This window comes from Streptomyces sp., assembly GCF_031181555.1.
Taxonomy (GTDB): domain Bacteria; phylum Actinomycetota; class Actinomycetes; order Streptomycetales; family Streptomycetaceae; genus Streptomyces; species Streptomyces fimbriatus.
This window is the reverse complement of sequence record NZ_JAPSKQ010000019.1, coordinates 40,105-57,009: the sequence shown is the minus strand read 5'-3', so window position 1 is coordinate 57,009 and position 16,905 is coordinate 40,105. Positions and strand designations below refer to the sequence as shown.

Genomic DNA, 16,905 nt, shown 5'->3' with positions numbered 1-16,905 from the left:
TTGCCCTCGGCGTTGCTGTACCGGCTCTTGATCCAGCGGACGTCCAGCTGGCTGGCCCGCACTCCGTTCCGCACTCCTGGCACCGCAGTCTCCTTGCTGTTCACGTGTCCCGCCGCGCACGGGGCCGTCCGTCCGGGGCGGGCCGAGTCCTGTCGGCCGTACTCGTCCCACCCGACCATCTCGCGCAATTTCTCGTGCAATTGCACGCGAGCGCTGTCAGCGTGGATAATAGCTGCGGCGTCAACCCTCGTGGTGGCGCCCCGTCCTGACGTCTCATCGGGGAGATGCCGTGCCCTCACCTGCGCATCCGGCGCTCCGGCCGACGTCCGGGGCTGCGGTACGGACAGGTGACCCCGGCACGGCCGCGGCACTCCCGTACGGCCTGCCCGCGGCGGCGCCGTGCGAGGAGCCGCACCCGATACCGGAGACGGCCGGCGCCGCGTCGACGACGCTGCGCATCGAATGCAGCCGGGAGGGCCTCGCCCGCGCGCGGTCCCTCACCCGTGACACCCCGCGCGTCCGGTCGCTCGGCCACCGCTGCGACGGCGCCGCCCTCGTGGTCACCGCCGACGCCGCGACGCACGCGGCACCGCGGTGCGCGGGCGCGCCGGTCGTCCGGCCCGGGTTCCGTCCGGGGCCGGCGCATCCGCTCCTCACCGTCTCCGACCCCGACGACCACCCGCCCGTCCACCTCCCCGGCGCCGCCGGCTCCGCCCCGGAGGAGCACGGCCGGGGGCTGTGCATCGTCGACCCCCTGTCCGAGGCGCGGGGCCGGATCCCCGCCCCGTCGGCGGGCAAGACGGTGCGGGCCCGGTTGTCGCCCCACCCACCCACCTGACACGACTGCCGCGGAAAGGCACCCACGCCATGCGCAGCGCTTCGACGGAACAGCCGAGCAGCGAGCGCCCTGTGCGCCACACGCCCCCCACCGGAGTGACACGGAACGCCCCCCTCACGGCACTGTCCCGCGTGCCGTGGGGCGACATCCAGGACTCCACCGGATCGGCGGCGGCCATCCCCCTGCTGCTCAACGGCATCGCCTGGGGGGACGCCGACACGGCCCGGGCCGCCCTGGAGGACCTGCGGAAGCGGATCTGCCAGTACGGCTTCGTCACGGAACAGGCGACCGCCGCCACGGTCCCCTTCCTCTGGGAACTGGCCCAGCTGCCGCACGTCACCTGCCGTGTCCAGATCATCCAGCTGCTCAAGGCCATCGCCGACGCCCGGCAGTGGGAGAGCACCGCCGCCGCGTACCCCAAGCTCCTCAACCACCGCGAGAACCCGGTGGTGTGGGAGCGGGCGGCCCGGCAGGCGGTGCGCGACCGGCGCGGTGACCTGAACCGGCTGATGGCCGAGCAGGACACCGAGATCGCCCGCGCCACGACGGAACTGGCCCGCGCACTGGCCGAATGAGGCCGGCGGGACGGGTTCCGGGACGGCCCGTCATGGAACGCGCGCGGTGTTCGGGGGACGAGCCGCGCGCCGGGGGGACGGCCGCGCGCGGGCGGCGGGGGACGGCCGCGCGCGGCCCGGAGACGGGTGACCCGGCGGTGAGAACCGCCGGTCACGATGGGGGGACGCCCTCGCCTCGCGTGGCCCGGCAGTGTAGACATGGCACATGGTCCGACTCATGGGTCGATCCAAGACCCGGTCGCCCCTGCGGCCCGGCACCATGGCGTCCGTACGGCGTCGGCGGCAGAGGGACGACCGCTCACGGTGGCATCCGGTGGCGGGTCTGCGGTCGGTGCTGAGCGGCCGCAGCGTCGCCGGACAGGTGTTCGTGCTGCATCTGCTGATCGTGCTGCTGCTGGTCGTGGCGGCCGTCGTCGCGCTGGTGCTCCAGGCGCAGCGGGACAGCGAGGAGGAGGCCCGCAACCGTTCGCTCGCCGTCGCGGAGACCTTCGCCAACTCGCCGGGCGTTGTCGAGGCACTCCGCTCCCCCGATCCGACGGCCGCGCTGCAGAACCGTGCCGAGGCGGCCCGCGAGCGAACGGGTGTCGACTTCGTCGTCGTCATGAACCCCGACGGCATCCGCTACACGCATCCCAGGCCGGACCGCATCGGCGAGCAGTTCGTCGGCACGATCGAGCCCGCGCTGGCCGGTGAGCCGGTGGTCGAGGAGATCGAGGGCACCATCGGCCGGCTGGTGCAGGCCGTGGTGCCGGTCACCGACCCGGACGGCAGCGTGGTGGGACTCGTGTCGTCGGGCATCACGACCGAGCGCGTCGGCGGGGCCGCCGCCGACCAGCTGCCGCTCGTACTGAGTGCGGCGGCCGTCGCCCTGGCCCTGGCCACCGGGGGCGCGGCCCTGGTGAGCAGACGGCTGCTGCGCCAGACCCACGGTCTGGGTCCGCACGAGATGACCCGGATGTACGAACACCACGACGCGGTGCTGCACGCGGTGCGCGAGGGTGTGATCATCGTCGACGGGGACGGGACCCTGATGCTCGCCAACGACGAGGCGCACCGTCTGCTCGGTCTGCCCGAGGACGGCGAGGGCCGGCACGTGCTGGACATCGGGCTGGACCCCGGCACCGCCGAACTGCTGTCCTCGGGGCGGGTCGCCACGGACGAGGTGCACCTGGTGGGCGACCGGCTGCTGGCGGTCAACCAGCGGCCCACCGACCGCGCGGGCGGTCCGCCCGGCAGCGTCGCCACGGTCCGCGACTCCACGGAACTGCGCGCCCTGTCCGGCCGCGCCGAGGTGGCACGCGAGCGGCTCAACATGCTCTACGACGCCGGAGTGGGCATCGGGACGAGCCTGGACGTCACCCGTACGGCCGAGGAGCTCACCGAACTGGCCGTGCCCCGGTTCGCGGACTTCGTCGCGGTGGACCTGTTCGAGTCGGTGCTGGCGGGCGGCCACCCGGACGCGACGGCCACACTGCGCCGTACGGCCATGACGGGAATCCGCGAGGACGCCCCGCTCTATCCCGTGAACGAGATGATCCGCTTCATCGAGTCCTCCCCGCAGGGCCGCAGTCTCACCACCGGCCGGGCCGTTCTGGAACCCCGGCTCAGTGAGGCCCCGGGCTGGCGCGCGCAGGACCTCGAACGCTCCGGGCAGGTCGTGGACTACGGCATCCACTCGCTGATCACCGTGCCGCTGCGGGCCGGTGCCCTGGTGCTCGGCGTGGTCAGCTTCTGGCGCTCCGAGAAGCCCGAGCCGTTCGACGCCGAGGAGCAGGCGCTGGCGGAGGAGCTGGTCGCCCGGGCCGCGGTCTCCATCGACAACGCGCGCCGCTACACGCGCGAGCACAGCATGGCGGTGACGCTCCAGCGCAGCCTGCTGCCGCGCAGCCTGCCGGAGCAGACCGCCCTGGAGATCGCCTACCGCTACCTTCCCGCCCAGGCCGGGGTGGGCGGGGACTGGTTCGACGTCCTGCCGCTGTCCGGAGCACGGGTCGCGCTCGTGGTCGGCGATGTCGTCGGTCACGGCCTGCACGCCGCGGCCACCATGGGCCGGCTGCGCACGGCGGTGCACAACTTCTCCTCGCTGGACCTGCCGCCCGACGAACTGCTCTCCCTGCTCGACGAGCTGGTCGCCCGCATCGACCAGGACGAGGCGCAGGAGGAGCACAGCGCCCCGGTGACCGGGGCGACCTGTCTGTACGCCGTCTACGACCCGGTCTCGCGGCACTGCGCCGTCGCCCGCGCGGGCCATCCCCCGCCGGCCCTGGTCCGCCCGGACGGCAGCGTGGAGTTCCCGGACGTGCCCGCAGGCCCTCCGCTGGGGCTCGGCGGTCTGCCGTTCGAGACGGCCGAACTGGAGCTGCCGGAGGGCAGCCGGCTCGTCCTCTACACCGACGGGCTCGTCGAGGACCGGGCGCACGACATCGACGTGGGCCTGGAGCTGCTGCGCGAGGCCCTGTCCCGGGCCGGGGACTCCCCCGAGGACACCTGCCGGGCCGTGCTGGAGTCCCGGCGTCCGGTCCGGGCCGGCGACGACATCGCCCTGCTCGTGGCGCGGACGCGGGCACTCGCCGCCGACCGGATCGCCGAGTGGCCGGTGCCGTCCGATCCGGCGGCGGTCGCCGAGGTGCGCGCCGCGGTCACCCGGAAGCTGGCCGAGTGGGAGCTGGACGAGCTGACGTTCACCACGGAGCTGATCCTGAGCGAGCTGGTCACCAACGCCATCCGCTACGGCGCCGCCCCCATCCAGGTGCGCATGCTCTACGACCGCAACCTGATCTGCGAGGTCTACGACAGCAGCAGCACCTCGCCGCATCTGCGGTACGCGACCATGACGGACGAGGGGGGACGGGGCCTGTTCCTGGTCGCCCAGATCGCCGAGCGCTGGGGCACCCGCTACCTGCCGGCCGGCAAGGTCATCTGGGCGGAGCAGCCGCTGCCGGGAGCATAAGGGAGCCGAGGAGACGTCATAACGTAGGCTTATGAGCCCATAGACCGGACCCGCGTACCAAGTAAGGCATGCCTCAGTTTAGGCTTCCGATCGAGTCGCTTGTCATCGCTCGAAGGGAACCTGACCATGCCCCGCCCCCTGCGGGTAGCCATCGTCGGATCCGGCCCCGCCGGGATCTACGCCGCCGACGCCCTGCTCAAGTCCGACGTGGCCGCCGAACCGGGCGTGTCCATCGACATCTTCGAGCGCATGCCGGCACCGTTCGGACTGATCCGGTACGGCGTCGCCCCCGACCACCCGCGGATCAAGGGCATCATCACGGCCCTCCACCAGGTGCTCGACAAGCCGCAGATCCGCCTGTTCGGCAACGTGGACTACGGCACCGACCTCCACCTCGACGATCTGCGCACGTTCTACGACGGCGTGATCTTCGCCACCGGCGCCATGGCCGACCGTGCGCTGTCCGTCCCGGGCATCGACCTCGACGGCTCCTACGGCGCCGCGGACTTCGTCTCCTGGTACGACGGCCACCCCGACGTGCCGCGCACCTGGCCGCTCGAGGCGGAGAAGGTCGCCGTGCTCGGTGTCGGCAACGTGGCCCTCGACGTCGCCCGGATCCTGGCCAAGACGGCGGACGAACTGCTGCCGACGGAGATCCCGCCGAACGTCTACGAGGGCCTGAAGGCCAACAAGGCCGTGGAGATCCATGTGTTCGGCCGCCGCGGCCCGGCGCAGGCCAAGTTCAGCCCGATGGAGCTGAGGGAACTGGACCACTCCCCCAGCATCGAGGTGATCGTCGACCCCGAGGACATCGACTACGACGAGGGCTCGATCGCCACCCGGCGCGGCAACAAGCAGGCCGACATGGTGGCCAAGACGCTGGAGAACTGGGCGATCCGCGACACCGGCGACCGCCCGCACAAGCTGTTCCTGCACTTCTTCGAGTCCCCGGTGGAGATCCTCGGCGAGGACGGCAAGGTCGTCGGCCTGCGGACCGAGCGCACCGAACTCGACGGCACCGGCAACGTCAAGGGCACCGGCACGTTCAAGGACTGGGACGTCAGCGCGGTCTACCGTGCGGTGGGCTACCTCTCCGACAAACTGCCCAAGCTGCCCTGGGACATCGACTCCGGCACGGTCCCGGACCAGGGCGGGCGCGTGATCCAGGAGACCGGTGAGCACCTGCAGTCCACGTACGTCACCGGCTGGATCCGGCGCGGCCCCGTGGGCCTGATCGGCCACACCAAGGGCGACGCCAACGAGACGGTGGCGAACCTGCTGGACGACTACGCCAACGGGCGGCTGCACACGCCCGCCTCCCCCGGCCCGGAGGCCGTGGACGCGTTCCTCGCCGAGCGCGGCATCCGCTTCACCACCTGGGACGGCTGGTACCGCCTGGACGCCGCGGAGAAGGCGCTGGGCGAGCCGCAGGGACGCGAGCGCGTGAAGATCGTCGAGCGCGAGGACATGCTGCGGGCCAGCGGCGCGTGAGCCGTTGACCCCCTGAGCGGTCGCACCACCGGGCGCCCGTCCGGTCCGATGTCCCCGGACCGGACGGGCGCTCGCTTTGTGTATGATCCGATCCTTCACGGAAACACCACATGCCCTTCACCGAAGGGCCATGCAGGGGGGATGAGTTCATGCGCATACGCACTGCCGCCGTCGCCACCACCGCCGCCGCGGGCGCGCTGGCCGCTCTGACCGCCGTTCCGGCACAGGCCGCCGAGTACACCTCCGCGCTGAAGGTCCGCGGGATCCAGTACGACGCGCCCGGGCGCGACTCCAACCGGTGCTCCACGGGCAACACCGACGAGGAGTACCTGACGATCAAGAACTACTCGTCGTCGAAGACGGTGAACCTCAAGGGGTACGTCGTCAAGGACGCCGCCGGGAACAGGTTCGCCTTCACCGCCAACCACCACCTCCAGCCCGGCGACTACGTGAAGCTGCGCGGCGGCAACGGCAGCGACTCCGACAAGTACAACGTCGTCTACCGCGACAACTGCAACTTCATGTGGAACAACGACAAGGACACGATCTACTTCCACAAGCCCTCGGGCAGCCGCGCCGACGTCCACGCGTACACCAAGCGCGGCTCCGACCCGGACGGCAACGGGTACGTGGCGTTCCACAAGTGATCCCGCCCCGGGCGCTCCCGGACCGGCCGTTGCCGGCCCCCGGGGGGCGTGACCGGCCTCGCACCACCCGCTCCGGTCCGGCGGTCGTGGAGACCCGGTGCCCCGGGTACGCGGTCAGGCCGGGAGGACCAGCCGGTCCGTCTCGCCCGGCTGGAGGCGGACGGTGCGGTCCGGGAGGTGCACGTCGATCGGCGACCGGCCGGACGAGGGCACGGCGATCTCCAGCAGGCCGCGTTCCAGCCGCAGCCGCACGCCCCAGTGGCCGTGGTAGCGCAGGGTGAAGCCGTAGGAGGACAGTCCCGGCAGGGGCACCGGGTCGAGCCACAGGGCTCCGCCGCGGGTCTCCAGCCCGGTCAGCCCGCGCTGGACGAGATCGAGGGTGCCGGCCATCGCGCCGAGATGGATGCCCTCGCCGGTGGTGCCGCCCTGGATGTCGGCGATGTCCGCCTGGAGGGCCTCCTGGCAGAACTTCCAGGCGTCCGCGCGCCGGGCCCGGGCCAGGACCCGGCCGTGGACCAGGCCGCTGAGGGTGGAGCCGTGACTGGTGCGGTGCAGGTAGTGGTCCACCGTGCGCCGCCAGGTCCGTTCGTCGAGGTTCAGGCCCAGCCGACGGAAGACGCCCTGGAGTTCGGTGGGTGAGAAGAGGTAGCCGAGCATCAGGACGTCCGCCTGTTTGGAGGCCTGGTAGCGGTTGACGGTGTCGCCCTCGGCCTCCAGGATCCGGTCCAGGCGCCGGATGTCGCCGTAGCGCCGCCGGTAGCCCCGCCAGTCGAGCTCGGCGAGTTCGCCGTAGCCCTCGAACTGGCTGATGACGCCGTCGTGGAAGGGGACGTGGAGGGTGCGGGAGAGGTGGTCCCACTCGTCGAGTTCACCCGCGTCCAGTCCGGTCCGCTCGTCGAGTTCGCGGCGGCGCGGCTCGGGAAGACCCCGCAGCACGTCCAGGGTGCGGGTGAGCACCCAGGCGGCCGTGACATTGGTGTAGGCGTTGTCGTCGAGGCCCGGCCCGACGGCGTCCGGGTACGCGTCGTGGTACTCGTCCGGACCGACCACGCCCTTGATGCGGTACCGGCCCAGCCGGTCGTCGTAGGAGGCCGAGTCCGCCCAGAAGCGGGAGATCTGCAGCAGCATCTCGGCGCCCTTGGTGTGCAGGAACTCCTCGTCCCCGCTGGCCTCGCAGTACTGCCAGACGTTGTACGCGATCGCCGATCCCACGTGGTGCTGGAGGTGGGAGTGGTCGGGCAGCCAGCGGCCGGAGTGGGGGTTGAGGTGCAGCTGCTGGGTCTCCTCCCGGCCGTCGCTGCCGCTCTGCCAGGGGTACATCGCGCCCCGGCCTCCCGCGTCCCGCGCGGCGATGCGGGCGCGTTCCAGGCGCCGGTGCCGGTAGTGCAGCAGCGCGCGGGAGACCTCGGGGAAGTGCAGGTTGAGGTACGGCAGGACGAACAGCTCGTCCCAGAAGACGTGACCGCGGTAGGCCTCGCCGTGCAGTCCCCGGGCCGGGACCCCCACGTCCAGGTCCGCGGTGTGCGGCGAGAGGGTCTGCAGGACGTGGAAGAGGTGCAGCCGGAGGATGCGGCCCGCCTCACCGGGTACGTCCAGTTCGGCGCGGCGCCACAGCTGGTGCCAGGCCGTCAGGTGCGGCACCAGCAGCTCGTCGAAACCGCCCGCCCGGCCCACCCGGTCGACGGCGGCGTGCAGCGGGTCGCTGATCGCCGGATCGCGGGAGGTGTGCAGGGCGACGATCTTGTCGACGGTGGCGGGGCGCCCGGCGGCCAGCTCCAGACGGGTCGTCTGGAGGGCGCGCGGGCGGTCGTGCCGGTTCCTGACGGACGCGCCCGACGTCAGCCGGGCGGCGAGGGCGACCCGGACGTCGGAGGTGCGGGTGCGGCAGCGCAGCCAGACGGTGTCCGCGGCGGCCGTGCCGGTGAGCACATGGGTCAGGTGGCGGCCGTCCAGATCCCGGTAGCGCGCCACGCCCGCGTTGGTGACGCCGCCGTCGAGCGCCGCCTCGGTCTCGAGGGTGCCGGAGAAGCCCTCGGCGGTGAACTCGGTGCGCAGCGCGGCCAGGTGCGGGTCGGCCATGTGCACGAACCGGTGCTGGCGCACGAGCAGCGCCCGGCCCGTGCCGAGGCCGTACCGCGTGCTGCGCTCCAGCAGCCCGGCGGCCAGGTGCAGGGTTTCGTGGTGGTCGAGCACGGTCGCGGTGTCGGGGGTGAGCCAGGGCTCGCCGGGCAGGCGGAAGCGCAGCGGCAGCCAGTTGGGGAGGTTGACCATGTCCTCGTTCTCGACCTGCCGCCCGGCCACCTCGGAGGTGAGCCGGTTGTAGCAGCCGGCCACGTAGGTGCCCGGGTAGTGCACCTCGTCCGCGGCGCACTCCGGCAGTGCTCCACGGGTGGCGAAGTATCCGTTGCCCAGGGTGCACAGGGATTCCCTCAGGCGCGCGTCGGCGGGGGCGTACCCCTCGTACTCCCACGTCCAGCCCGTCACTTCGACGCTCCTCCCGCCGACGGCAGCCGCACGTCTTCACACGTCCCGCACGACGGTTGCCGGGCACCGGGCCGCGGCAGTCCGTCCCGGACCCGTCACCGACGGTGAGGTCCACGCCGTCGTGGTCGGGACGGCCGCCACGGCCGGCGGTTGCGCACGGGGTACCCGCGGCGGGCGCGGAGCACACACCGGGAGCTCCGGACGGGCCCGGTCACCTGCTGCGGCACCTTCCCCCGGAGCCGGCGGAGGAGCCCCGCGGCGGCCCGGTCTCCTTGCCGGAGAACGCGCCCCGGCCCGGCGGCGCGTCCCGGCGCCCTGCCCGGTCGCCGGCTCCGCGGTCAGCGGGTCGGTGTCCTCCACGGGCACCGCGACCACGGCGGGGCCGGCACCAGTGATCTCCCGGGCCACCCCCGCCGTGGTCCTGCCCCGCCGGGGCCGGTCGGTCCGCATCGGGGGACCTTCGGCACCGCGGCGCGGCGCCCGGACGCGCGACACTGGTGTCAGGAGCGGCACCGATCCCCCGCGGTGCCGCTCCGCCGCCGGTGCGTCCGGCCCGGGCCCGCCGGGTCGCCGGCCCTCACCGGCCTTCGCGCCACCGGTTCACACCGTGATGCGGCGTCCGGTCACCTCGAGCGGATCGATCCGCATCCACAGCTCGCGCCGACCGCCCGCCCAGGGCTCGCTGAACGCCCGTTCGCCGAGGCGGCGCACCTCGTCCGGGTCCGTGACGGCCCGCGCGACCCCGCGCACCAGCACGCTCCATCCCTGACTCAGCGTGTCGTCGATCCGGTCGATCTCGAAGGCCACCCGGTGGCCGGAGGCCCGCGCGGGGGTCGTGCCGGGGGCGGCGCGGAAGACGACCGCGTCGTCGACGACGGTGTAGTTGACGGGGACGATGACCGGTCCCTCGTCGGTGGGAACGGCGATCCGTCCCACGCCGTGGGCACCGAGCAGGGCGCGGCACTCCTCGACGCCCAGTTCGGTGAACTCCGCGTGGCGGGCGGCCCGCCCGGGGCCGGGCGGCAGGTCGGCGTCCCCGCCGGTGAGCCGGTTCAGCGTGGTCCCGAGTACGCCGGCCAGCCTGAGCAGGACACCCGTGCCCGGCGCGGCACCCGGGTGTTCCTCCAGGTAGCGAAGGTAGCTGGGGGCCAGACCCGCCCGGACCGCCACTTCCCTCCGGGTGAGGCCCAGCTCCGCGCGGCGCCGGGCCACACGGCGTCCCAGGTCGCCCACCGGGGCGTCCTCCACCGCGTTCGGCAGGACCCGTTCGGCCATGACGGTCACTCCCTCTCACATCCGGTTCGCGTCGGACCCCCGGGCACCCCGGCGCCCGGATCGCCTCTTGAGTCCAGCTTGTCCGCTTCGGCGGCGTTCCGCATGGGCCGGACGGCCCTGCTCCGGACCGCCGCTGCGCCGGCCGGCGACGGGCGCGCCGGATCTCGCGCGCGGCACCGGTGAGCCCCGGGGGGAAGTGCCGGCCGGCCCTGTCCGGTGCCCGTTCCCCGGGACCGATGGTCCCTTCCTCCGGGCCGACGGGCCCGCCTTGCCGCCCTGACCGTCGTTACCAGCGGAAACGGGGACGTCGGGTTGTTATACAGGTTCCGCCGCCGGTCCGATCCGCGGCCGAAGCCCTTGTCCCGTTCCGGGGAGAACCTCATGCTGTCCGACGAATCCGCCGCAGTGGTGCGGGCCACCCTGCCCGCCGTGGCCGGAGCGCTCGACGAGATCACCACGCGTTTCTACGGCACCATGTTCCGCGACCGGCCCGAGCTGCTGGACGGGATGTTCAACCGGGGCAACCAGGCCGGCGGGGCCCAGCGCCGGGCCCTCGCCGGATCCGTCGCCGGTTTCGCGAAGGCGCTGCTCGCCGACCCGGACACCCGGCCGGACGCCCTGCTGTCCCGGATCGCCCACAAACACGCCGCGGTCGGGCTCACCGACGACCAGTACACGATCGTGCACAAGTACCTGTTCGGTGCGATCGCCGACGTGCTGGGCGACGCGGTGACCCCTCAGGTCGCCGCAGCCTGGGACGAGGTGTACTGGCTGATGGCCGGGGCCCTCATCGCCCGGGAGGCGCGCCTGTACCACGACGCCGGTGTCGCGCCGGGCGACATCTGGCGCCGGTGGACGATCGTCGAACGCCATGAGGAGACCGACGACGTGGTGTCGTTCCTGCTGCGTCCCGCCGACGGCGAGCCCGCGCCGCGTGCCCGGGCGGGCCAGTACGTCAGTGTGCGGGTGCGCATGCCCGACGGGGTGCACCAGCTGCGCCAGTACAGCCTGTCCTCCGCCCCCGGCGACGAGCTGCGCCGCATCACCGTCAAGCGGGTCGCCGGCGCGGACGGCGCACCTGGCGGCGAGGTCTCCGACCTGCTGCACGAGCGGATGGGCGTCGGGGACGAGCTCACCCTCTCCGTGCCCTTCGGCGACGTGGTGCTGGACGACGCCGACACCCCGCTGGTCCTGGTCTCGGCCGGCATCGGCTGCACCCCCATGGTGGGCATGCTCGCCCAGCTGGCCGCCCTCGGCTCCGCCCGCCGGGTCCTCGTGCTGCACGCCGACGGCTCGCCGGCCGAGCACGCCCTGCGCGCCGAGACCCGCGAGACGGTGGACGTGCTGCCCGACGCGGAGGCGGTCTTCTGGTACGAGCGCCCCGGTGCCGAGGAGCCCGACGCCCGCGACGGGCTGATGGACCTGACCGGGATAGGCGTTCCGGCGGACGCGACGGTGTACCTGTGCGGCCCGCTGCCGTTCATGCGCACCGTGCGCGGCCAGTTGCTCGGCGCCGGTGTTCCCGCCCGCAGCATCCACTACGAGGTCTTCGGCCCCGACCTGTGGCTGCCCGACGCGGCCTGACCCGCACGGGCGGAACGCCCCGTCGGTGGCCGCCGGCCCGCGTCCGCGCGGGCCGCGGACCCTCCGCCCGCGGTGCGGCGCGAAGGGCCCGGGCCGGGGCCCGCCCGGCAGCCGGCTCAGACCTCGAGGTCGGCCTCGATGCGGCGCAACTGGTGTCGTGCCATCGCCAGGTTGGCCCGGCCCGCGTCGAGCACCAGGTACAGGAAGAGGCCGTTGCCGCCGCGCCCCTTCAGCAGGCGGATGAGGTGGTACTGGCTGCTCAGGGTGATCAGGATGTCCTCGATCTCGTCGTTCAGCCCCAGGTGTTCCATGGTGCGCAGCTTGGACCGTACGACGTCCGTGTTGCCGGCGGCGGCGATCTCCAGGTTGAAGTCCTTGCCACCGCCCATGGTGCCGAGGGCCATGCCGCTGGTGTAGTCGACGAGCGCGACGGCCGTCGCCCCGTCGATGGAGCTGAGGCATTCCTTGAGCGAGGTCTCGGTGTTGGCCATGAGAGATGTCCTTTCCTCGTGATGGGTGGTGCGGGCCGGTCGCCAAGCCGTGTGCCGGTGCGGCCGTGGGAAAAGCCGGATCAGCCGCCGGGCCGGGGCCGGGGTACGGGCCGCTGCGGGGTCCGCACCGGGAGGGTGCCGATGCGGCGGGCCGGGTCCGGGGGCGGCGCGGGGTGCTCCGGGGTCGCGAGCCGGTCGGCGTGCCGGCCTCCGCCCGGACCGATGTGGGTGTCGACGAGGTCCGCGATCCGGGCTCCGCTGCGTCGGCCCTCCAGGTGCAGCCGGCCCACGTTGACCCGGTCGTCGGCGAGGAGGGTGAGCACGGCGGTGGTGCCGGCCGCGTAGGTGGCGATGTAGCCCCGGGTGCCGCGCACCAGGAGTTCCCGGAAGTCGCCGCGGGCGGCGGCGTCCGTCATGCGGTGGGCGACCCCCAGCGCGGCGGCGGTGAGCGCGGCCAGTCCCTCCGGTTCGGTGTCCGGTACGTCGTGGGCCAGGACGAGTCCGTCGACGGTGGCCGCGAGGGAGCCCGCCAGCCGGGGTACGCGGGTGCGGAGCCGACGCAGTTCGTCCAGCACGTCGGTCTCGACGGCCATGAGCAGTCTCCTTTCGGCACGCTGCCGGCGCGCGCGGATCACAGTGCCTCCAAGGCGTCCAGGAGCCGTCTCAGCAGTGCTGTGTCGGGCTCGTCCCACGCCGAGCCGCCCTCGCCGGGGACGGGGTGGACGGGTGCGGCGGGCGGGGGTGGCGCGGGGGTGACCAGTCCGTCGGCGGCCAGGCGGCGCAGTTCGACGAGGGTGTGGAAGGTGCGGTACGCCAGGGCCGAGGCGATCTGTGCGGCGGTGCGGTCGCCGTCGACCAGGGCGAAGGCGCGGCCGCGGCGGGGTGGCAGGTCTGCGGGGTCGACGCCGGGCACGCGGGTGAGCGGGGCGGTGTCCACGGCCGGGTCGGGCCAGATGCGGTGCAGCAGGTCGCGGCGCCGCCAGGACTCGCGCAGCACCGTCGCCACCGGTACGGGACGGACCGCGCCGAACCAGTGCGCGACTCCGGGGCGGAAGCGGAGCGCGGTGCCGTCGTGGGCGAGCGCGAAGTACGCCGCGTCGAAGAGCGCGCCCAGATGGCACAGTTCCAGCGCACCGACGGTGAGGCGTCCGCTGTCCACCAACCGGCGGCCGACGCGGTGCCGGGTCCCGGCCCGTTCGACCGCCTCCCACCAGCCGTCCCGGGCGACGGCACCGCTGCGGGTGAGCAGGTCCCCGAGGCCGGGGCTGTGGGCGGACTCGACGTGGACGACGTGTCCCGCCGAGAGGTAGAAGACGCCGGACCGGGTGGAGAGCGCTCCGGTGGCGTGGTCGGCCGCGAGGGCGCCGAGCAGGTCCGGGGCGGATCCGTCCGTACGCGCCGCCGTGGTCATCCGAGCACCAGCCGGTCCGCCATCTCGGCCAGCCGGATCCGGGCCAGGGCCAGGTTGCCGTCGGCGCGGTCGAGCCACAGGTAGAGGAACACCGTGCTGTCGAAGGTGGTGACGACGAACCGCAGCAGGTGATAGGCGTCGGCGGTGGTGAGGATCAGGTCCTGGACGGGCGGTTCCTTGCCGGACCCGGCGGACCCGCCGCCGTCGGCCGGCCCGAGGGTGCCGCTCTCCATGGAGAGGCGGGCGAGTTCGGCGGTCTCCGCCGCCGCCGCCTCCGGATCACCGCCCGGTGCCTCGCCCACCGCGCCCAGCGCGAGCCCACTGATCCAGTCGACCACCAGGGCTCCGCGGGCGCCCGGGACTCGCATGGCTTCCAGCAGGCTCTCGTCGATTCCGGGCACGCCGGATCCCCCTTCTCGCACGGCTGTACCGCGAACGTGACATCGACGCTACGGCGCGTGCTCGACCGAGGTGAGGGCTTTGGTGTTTTCCGGAGGAATATGCGCCAGGGGCGACCCGGCGCTGGTAGGGTCCGCGCTTCGTCGCGGCACCAGGGGCGGCCGGCCGGTGTCCGCGGGCAGGACCGGCCCCGATGCGGATGGTGGGCCGGCCCTGCCCGCGGGGACCCATTGTGGTGACCCCGGTACCGCCGGGACCACGGGTGAACGGCCCTCACCGTGTGCGCGCCGCGCACACCCCGCGCGTGCCACCGCGCGTGCGCCCGCGTCACATGAAGGCCGTCCGGTGGGGTAGGCGCAGCCGGGACGCGCCGTCCGGCGGGTCCCGCGCCATCTCGCCGGCCGACGGCGGCGATACTGGCAGGAGCACGTGCCCCCGCTCACCCCTGGACCCATGTCGACCTCCCCCACAGCCCGCGCCACCACTCCTCCCACGGTCTGGCTGACCCGTGGCCGCCACACCGGTACGACGGCCGAGGACGTACTCCGGCACACCCTGCGCCGGCTCAAGGACAGCCAGGACATCGACGACTTCCTGGAGGTCCCCGAACCCGGGGCCGCCCCGTACCGGATCTTCGAATCCCGCATGCGGGTCGCCGGTGAGGTGACCGTGCGGGCCCGGCTGAGCCTCGCGCCCGGCACGGACGGGGGTCAGGACTGGACGCTGGTCGCGGAGGCCGCGCGGCCGTGGGACCACGCCTGGCCGTCCCCGGCCGGCATGTTCTGGCCGCAGGAGCCGGACGCCGGCTGGCGGCACGACGCCGCGACGGGGCTGCGGCTGGAGGAGATCAACCCGCTCCCCGAGGACGACAAGGCCGTGCGGCGGCGGCTGCGCGACTGCGCGCGTGACGCGTGGCACCTCCACGTCGTCGTCCACGAGGCCATGACCACGGACGAACGCGGCCGGGTGCCGCTCGCGCACTGGCTTCCGCCGGGCCTGCGGCACCGCGTCGTGGAGCACCGGGCCGCCCCGCAGCAGGCGCGGGTGGTGAACTGGGCGCTGCGGGAGTTCGGCGTGGAGGTGCCGCGCGGAGGTGCGGTGGTGCTGCCCGGCAGCCCCGCCCCGGACGGCTATGACGCCGGGGACTTCTCCGTGCGCGCGGTCTTCCTGGACGGCACGGAGCCCACCGAACTCGTCGAGGCCGTGACCCGGTTCGCCGCGCTGCCGCGTCCGCTGCCGGACGGGGCGGAGAACGCCCTGACCTCGCTGCGGGAGGACTGGCGCCTGCTGACGCTGGAGGAGGAACTCGCCCGCGAACGCGAGCTGGTGGCCATGTACGCCGAGGCGCTGGACGCCATGACGAAGTCCCGGGACCTGTACCGGGAGGCCGCCGAACGCGCGCACGAGGCGCTGGCCGCGTACCGGGAGTCGGCCGAGGTGCCGGGGAACCGGCAGCAGCCGGTCTCCCAGGCGGCCGCCGCCTCTCCCCTGCGACAGCTGACCCGCGCGCTGGACCGGCTGAAGGGCGGCACCAGGGCCCGGCGTCCCGCGGCCCGCGAGGACGCGCCGTCGCCGACCGCCTCCCGGCCGGCGACGGCCGAGTCCCCGTCGGCGACGGCGGAGACCTCGTCGGTGACGGCGGAGACCCTGACCACGGCGTCCGAGTCCCCGACGGCGACGGCCCGACCGCAGTCGGCGACGGCCGACCGGTAGCCGGTTCCGGAGCGGGCGGACCGGCCGCCGTTCGGGCGGTGTCGCGGGCACGGGACCGGGCCCGTGGCGAGCGGGTCCCGTCCCGCGTCCCGGTCGGAGCGGTCACTCCGCCGTGCGCCGGGCCCCGGGGGCCGGCCGGACCGCCCGGCGTCTGCCCGGGAACGGGGATGCCACCTGTACGACCAGGGCCGCCGGCGCCGGCAACGCGGCGGCGACGGCCGCGCCGGATCCCGCCGGGGAAGTGCCGGAGGCGGCGGCCGTCGCGGCGGAGGGCGGGGACGACCCGGCCGCGTCGGTGGGTGTGACCGGCTCGTTCGAGGGAGAGGGCGAAGAGAAATGAGTCACGCTCGGCTCCCTGGGGATGGCTGGTGCCGCTCCCACGCCCCGGACGTGCGACGAGCGATGAACGGCGTCGTACGGATCAGTCGTACGGACCATTACCAGGCGCCCCCGTCCGGTGCTGCCGCTTGACTGGGCCACCAGGATGACCTGCGACGATCCGGTGTTTCGCGTGGATCCCGCGGGGCATCGGACGGGGGCGCGCCTGTCCGGTTCCCGCCCGCCATACCGGCACCGGAAAAGGGAATCCGCTCGAAGAGGCGTGTGCCGGGGCGAGGTCCGTGGCACGGGCCCGGGAGGAGGGCAGTCCGTTGGAGACGACCACCGTGGTGTTCACCGTCGCCGCGGTCCTCGCCGTCGTCGTGCTGGCCGGTGCCGTCGCGGTCCTGGTGCGACTGGTCCGTACGCGACGGGAGCTGCGCCGGGCCGGTCTGCCCACGGGGCCGCGCTGGGTCTTCTGGGGCGCGGTCCTCTATCTGGTGCTGCCGGCCGACCTGTTGCCCGACCCGGTCTTTCTGGACGACATCGGCGTCCTCCTGCTCGCGTTGCGCACCATGCGTGGCTCCCCCGGCGCGGGGGCGCTCGGGGAAACATCCCGGCGCCCGGACCACCAGCTCCGCCGGTGACTACGCTCCGTGAGGAAACCAACCACCCGTTCGATTCGTATAAGTCTCTGGAAACCAAAAGAAGTCGGCGGACCAGGCAACG

At 73.6% G+C, this 16,905-nt stretch carries 13 protein-coding genes and 1 pseudogene; 8 read left to right on the top strand and 6 right to left on the bottom strand.

The genetic code is table 11. The annotated features are described in order from the left end of the window. The first annotated feature begins 289 nt into the window (after positions 1 to 289). The 5 genes from RIM90_RS06900 to RIM90_RS06880 all read left to right on the top strand — a co-directional run bounded on the left by RIM90_RS06900 (position 290) and on the right by RIM90_RS06880 (position 6,501). On the top strand, positions 290 to 838 hold the full coding sequence (locus tag RIM90_RS06900) for an ATP-binding protein (RefSeq protein ID WP_309059678.1): 549 nt from the start codon (positions 290 to 292) through the stop codon (positions 836 to 838). 29 nt (positions 839 to 867) lie between these two features. Beyond that, entirely contained in the window at positions 868 to 1,413 is a 546-nt protein-coding gene (locus RIM90_RS06895) for a hypothetical protein (protein ID WP_309059677.1), read from the top strand. A 259-nt stretch (positions 1,414 to 1,672) separates the two neighbouring features. Further along, a complete protein-coding gene (locus RIM90_RS06890; protein ID WP_309059679.1) occupies positions 1,673 to 4,363 on the top strand; it encodes a SpoIIE family protein phosphatase in 2,691 nt (896 codons plus the stop codon). Positions 4,364 to 4,489: 126 nt separating this feature from the next. After that, positions 4,490 to 5,854, top strand: coding sequence for an FAD-dependent oxidoreductase (locus RIM90_RS06885; RefSeq protein ID WP_309059676.1), 1,365 nt, complete (start codon positions 4,490 to 4,492; stop codon positions 5,852 to 5,854). A gap of 149 nt (positions 5,855 to 6,003) precedes the next feature. Beyond that, positions 6,004 to 6,501 carry a lamin tail domain-containing protein gene (locus RIM90_RS06880; protein WP_309059675.1) on the top strand — a complete coding sequence of 166 codons (498 nt, stop codon included), beginning with the start codon at positions 6,004 to 6,006 and terminating at the stop codon, positions 6,499 to 6,501. Between the two features lie 114 nt (positions 6,502 to 6,615). On the opposite strand, the gene RIM90_RS06875 is transcribed toward RIM90_RS06880, so the two are convergent. Further along, positions 6,616 to 8,985, bottom strand: coding sequence for a glycosyl hydrolase family 65 protein (locus tag RIM90_RS06875; protein WP_309059674.1), 2,370 nt, complete (start codon positions 8,983 to 8,985; stop codon positions 6,616 to 6,618). A 600-nt stretch (positions 8,986 to 9,585) separates the two neighbouring features. Continuing rightward, positions 9,586 to 10,269 carry a helix-turn-helix domain-containing protein gene (locus tag RIM90_RS06870; protein WP_375165405.1) on the bottom strand — a complete coding sequence of 228 codons (684 nt, stop codon included), beginning with the start codon at positions 10,267 to 10,269 and terminating at the stop codon, positions 9,586 to 9,588. Positions 10,270 to 10,641: 372 nt separating this feature from the next. On the opposite strand from RIM90_RS06870, the gene RIM90_RS06865 reads away from it, so the two are divergent. Beyond that, positions 10,642 to 11,844, top strand: coding sequence for a globin domain-containing protein (locus RIM90_RS06865; RefSeq protein ID WP_309059672.1), 1,203 nt, complete (start codon positions 10,642 to 10,644; stop codon positions 11,842 to 11,844). 116 nt (positions 11,845 to 11,960) lie between these two features. Here RIM90_RS06865 and RIM90_RS06860 read toward each other — a convergent pair whose 3' ends face one another. The 4 genes from RIM90_RS06860 to RIM90_RS06845 form a co-directional block, all read right to left on the bottom strand. Then, the gene (locus RIM90_RS06860; protein WP_309059671.1) at positions 11,961 to 12,335 is read right to left on the bottom strand and encodes a hypothetical protein; all 375 of its coding nucleotides are present in this window, start codon (positions 12,333 to 12,335) and stop codon (positions 11,961 to 11,963) included. Between the two features lie 80 nt (positions 12,336 to 12,415). Beyond that, the gene (locus RIM90_RS06855) at positions 12,416 to 12,928 is read right to left on the bottom strand and encodes a roadblock/LC7 domain-containing protein (RefSeq protein ID WP_309059670.1); all 513 of its coding nucleotides are present in this window, start codon (positions 12,926 to 12,928) and stop codon (positions 12,416 to 12,418) included. A gap of 38 nt (positions 12,929 to 12,966) precedes the next feature. Next, complete coding sequence (locus RIM90_RS06850; RefSeq protein WP_309059669.1) at positions 12,967 to 13,746, bottom strand: hypothetical protein; 780 nt, start codon at positions 13,744 to 13,746, stop codon at positions 12,967 to 12,969. Beyond that, positions 13,743 to 14,147 (bottom strand): hypothetical protein, encoded by a 405-nt coding sequence (locus tag RIM90_RS06845; RefSeq protein WP_309059668.1) that lies wholly within the window; start codon positions 14,145 to 14,147, stop codon positions 13,743 to 13,745. Before RIM90_RS06845 ends, RIM90_RS06850 begins: the two co-directional genes overlap by 4 nt. 451 nt (positions 14,148 to 14,598) lie before the next feature. Here RIM90_RS06845 and RIM90_RS06840 point away from each other — a divergent pair, with 451 nt between their 5' ends. Continuing rightward, positions 14,599 to 15,858 carry a hypothetical protein gene (locus RIM90_RS06840; RefSeq protein ID WP_309059667.1) on the top strand — a complete coding sequence of 420 codons (1,260 nt, stop codon included), beginning with the start codon at positions 14,599 to 14,601 and terminating at the stop codon, positions 15,856 to 15,858. A gap of 650 nt (positions 15,859 to 16,508) precedes the next feature. Continuing rightward, a pseudogene (locus RIM90_RS06835) lies at positions 16,509 to 16,836 on the top strand (YkvA family protein). Positions 16,837 to 16,905: the final 69 nt, after the last annotated feature.

What these genes read in the sequence shown, in the direction of transcription:
- RIM90_RS06865 (WP_309059672.1), top strand. Translation starts at nt 10,642, where the DNA reads ATGCTGTCCGACGAATCCGCCGCAGTGGTGCGGGCCACCCTGCCCGCC.
- RIM90_RS06860 (WP_309059671.1), bottom strand. Translation starts at nt 12,335, where the DNA reads ATGGCCAACACCGAGACCTCGCTCAAGGAATGCCTCAGCTCCATCGAC.
- RIM90_RS06855 (WP_309059670.1), bottom strand. Translation starts at nt 12,928, where the DNA reads ATGGCCGTCGAGACCGACGTGCTGGACGAACTGCGTCGGCTCCGCACC.
- RIM90_RS06880 (WP_309059675.1), top strand. Translation starts at nt 6,004, where the DNA reads ATGCGCATACGCACTGCCGCCGTCGCCACCACCGCCGCCGCGGGCGCG.
- RIM90_RS06895 (WP_309059677.1), top strand. Translation starts at nt 868, where the DNA reads ATGCGCAGCGCTTCGACGGAACAGCCGAGCAGCGAGCGCCCTGTGCGC.
- RIM90_RS06850 (WP_309059669.1), bottom strand. Translation starts at nt 13,746, where the DNA reads ATGACCACGGCGGCGCGTACGGACGGATCCGCCCCGGACCTGCTCGGC.
- RIM90_RS06890 (WP_309059679.1), top strand. Translation starts at nt 1,673, where the DNA reads ATGGCGTCCGTACGGCGTCGGCGGCAGAGGGACGACCGCTCACGGTGG.
- RIM90_RS06885 (WP_309059676.1), top strand. Translation starts at nt 4,490, where the DNA reads ATGCCCCGCCCCCTGCGGGTAGCCATCGTCGGATCCGGCCCCGCCGGG.
- RIM90_RS06840 (WP_309059667.1), top strand. Translation starts at nt 14,599, where the DNA reads ATGTCGACCTCCCCCACAGCCCGCGCCACCACTCCTCCCACGGTCTGG.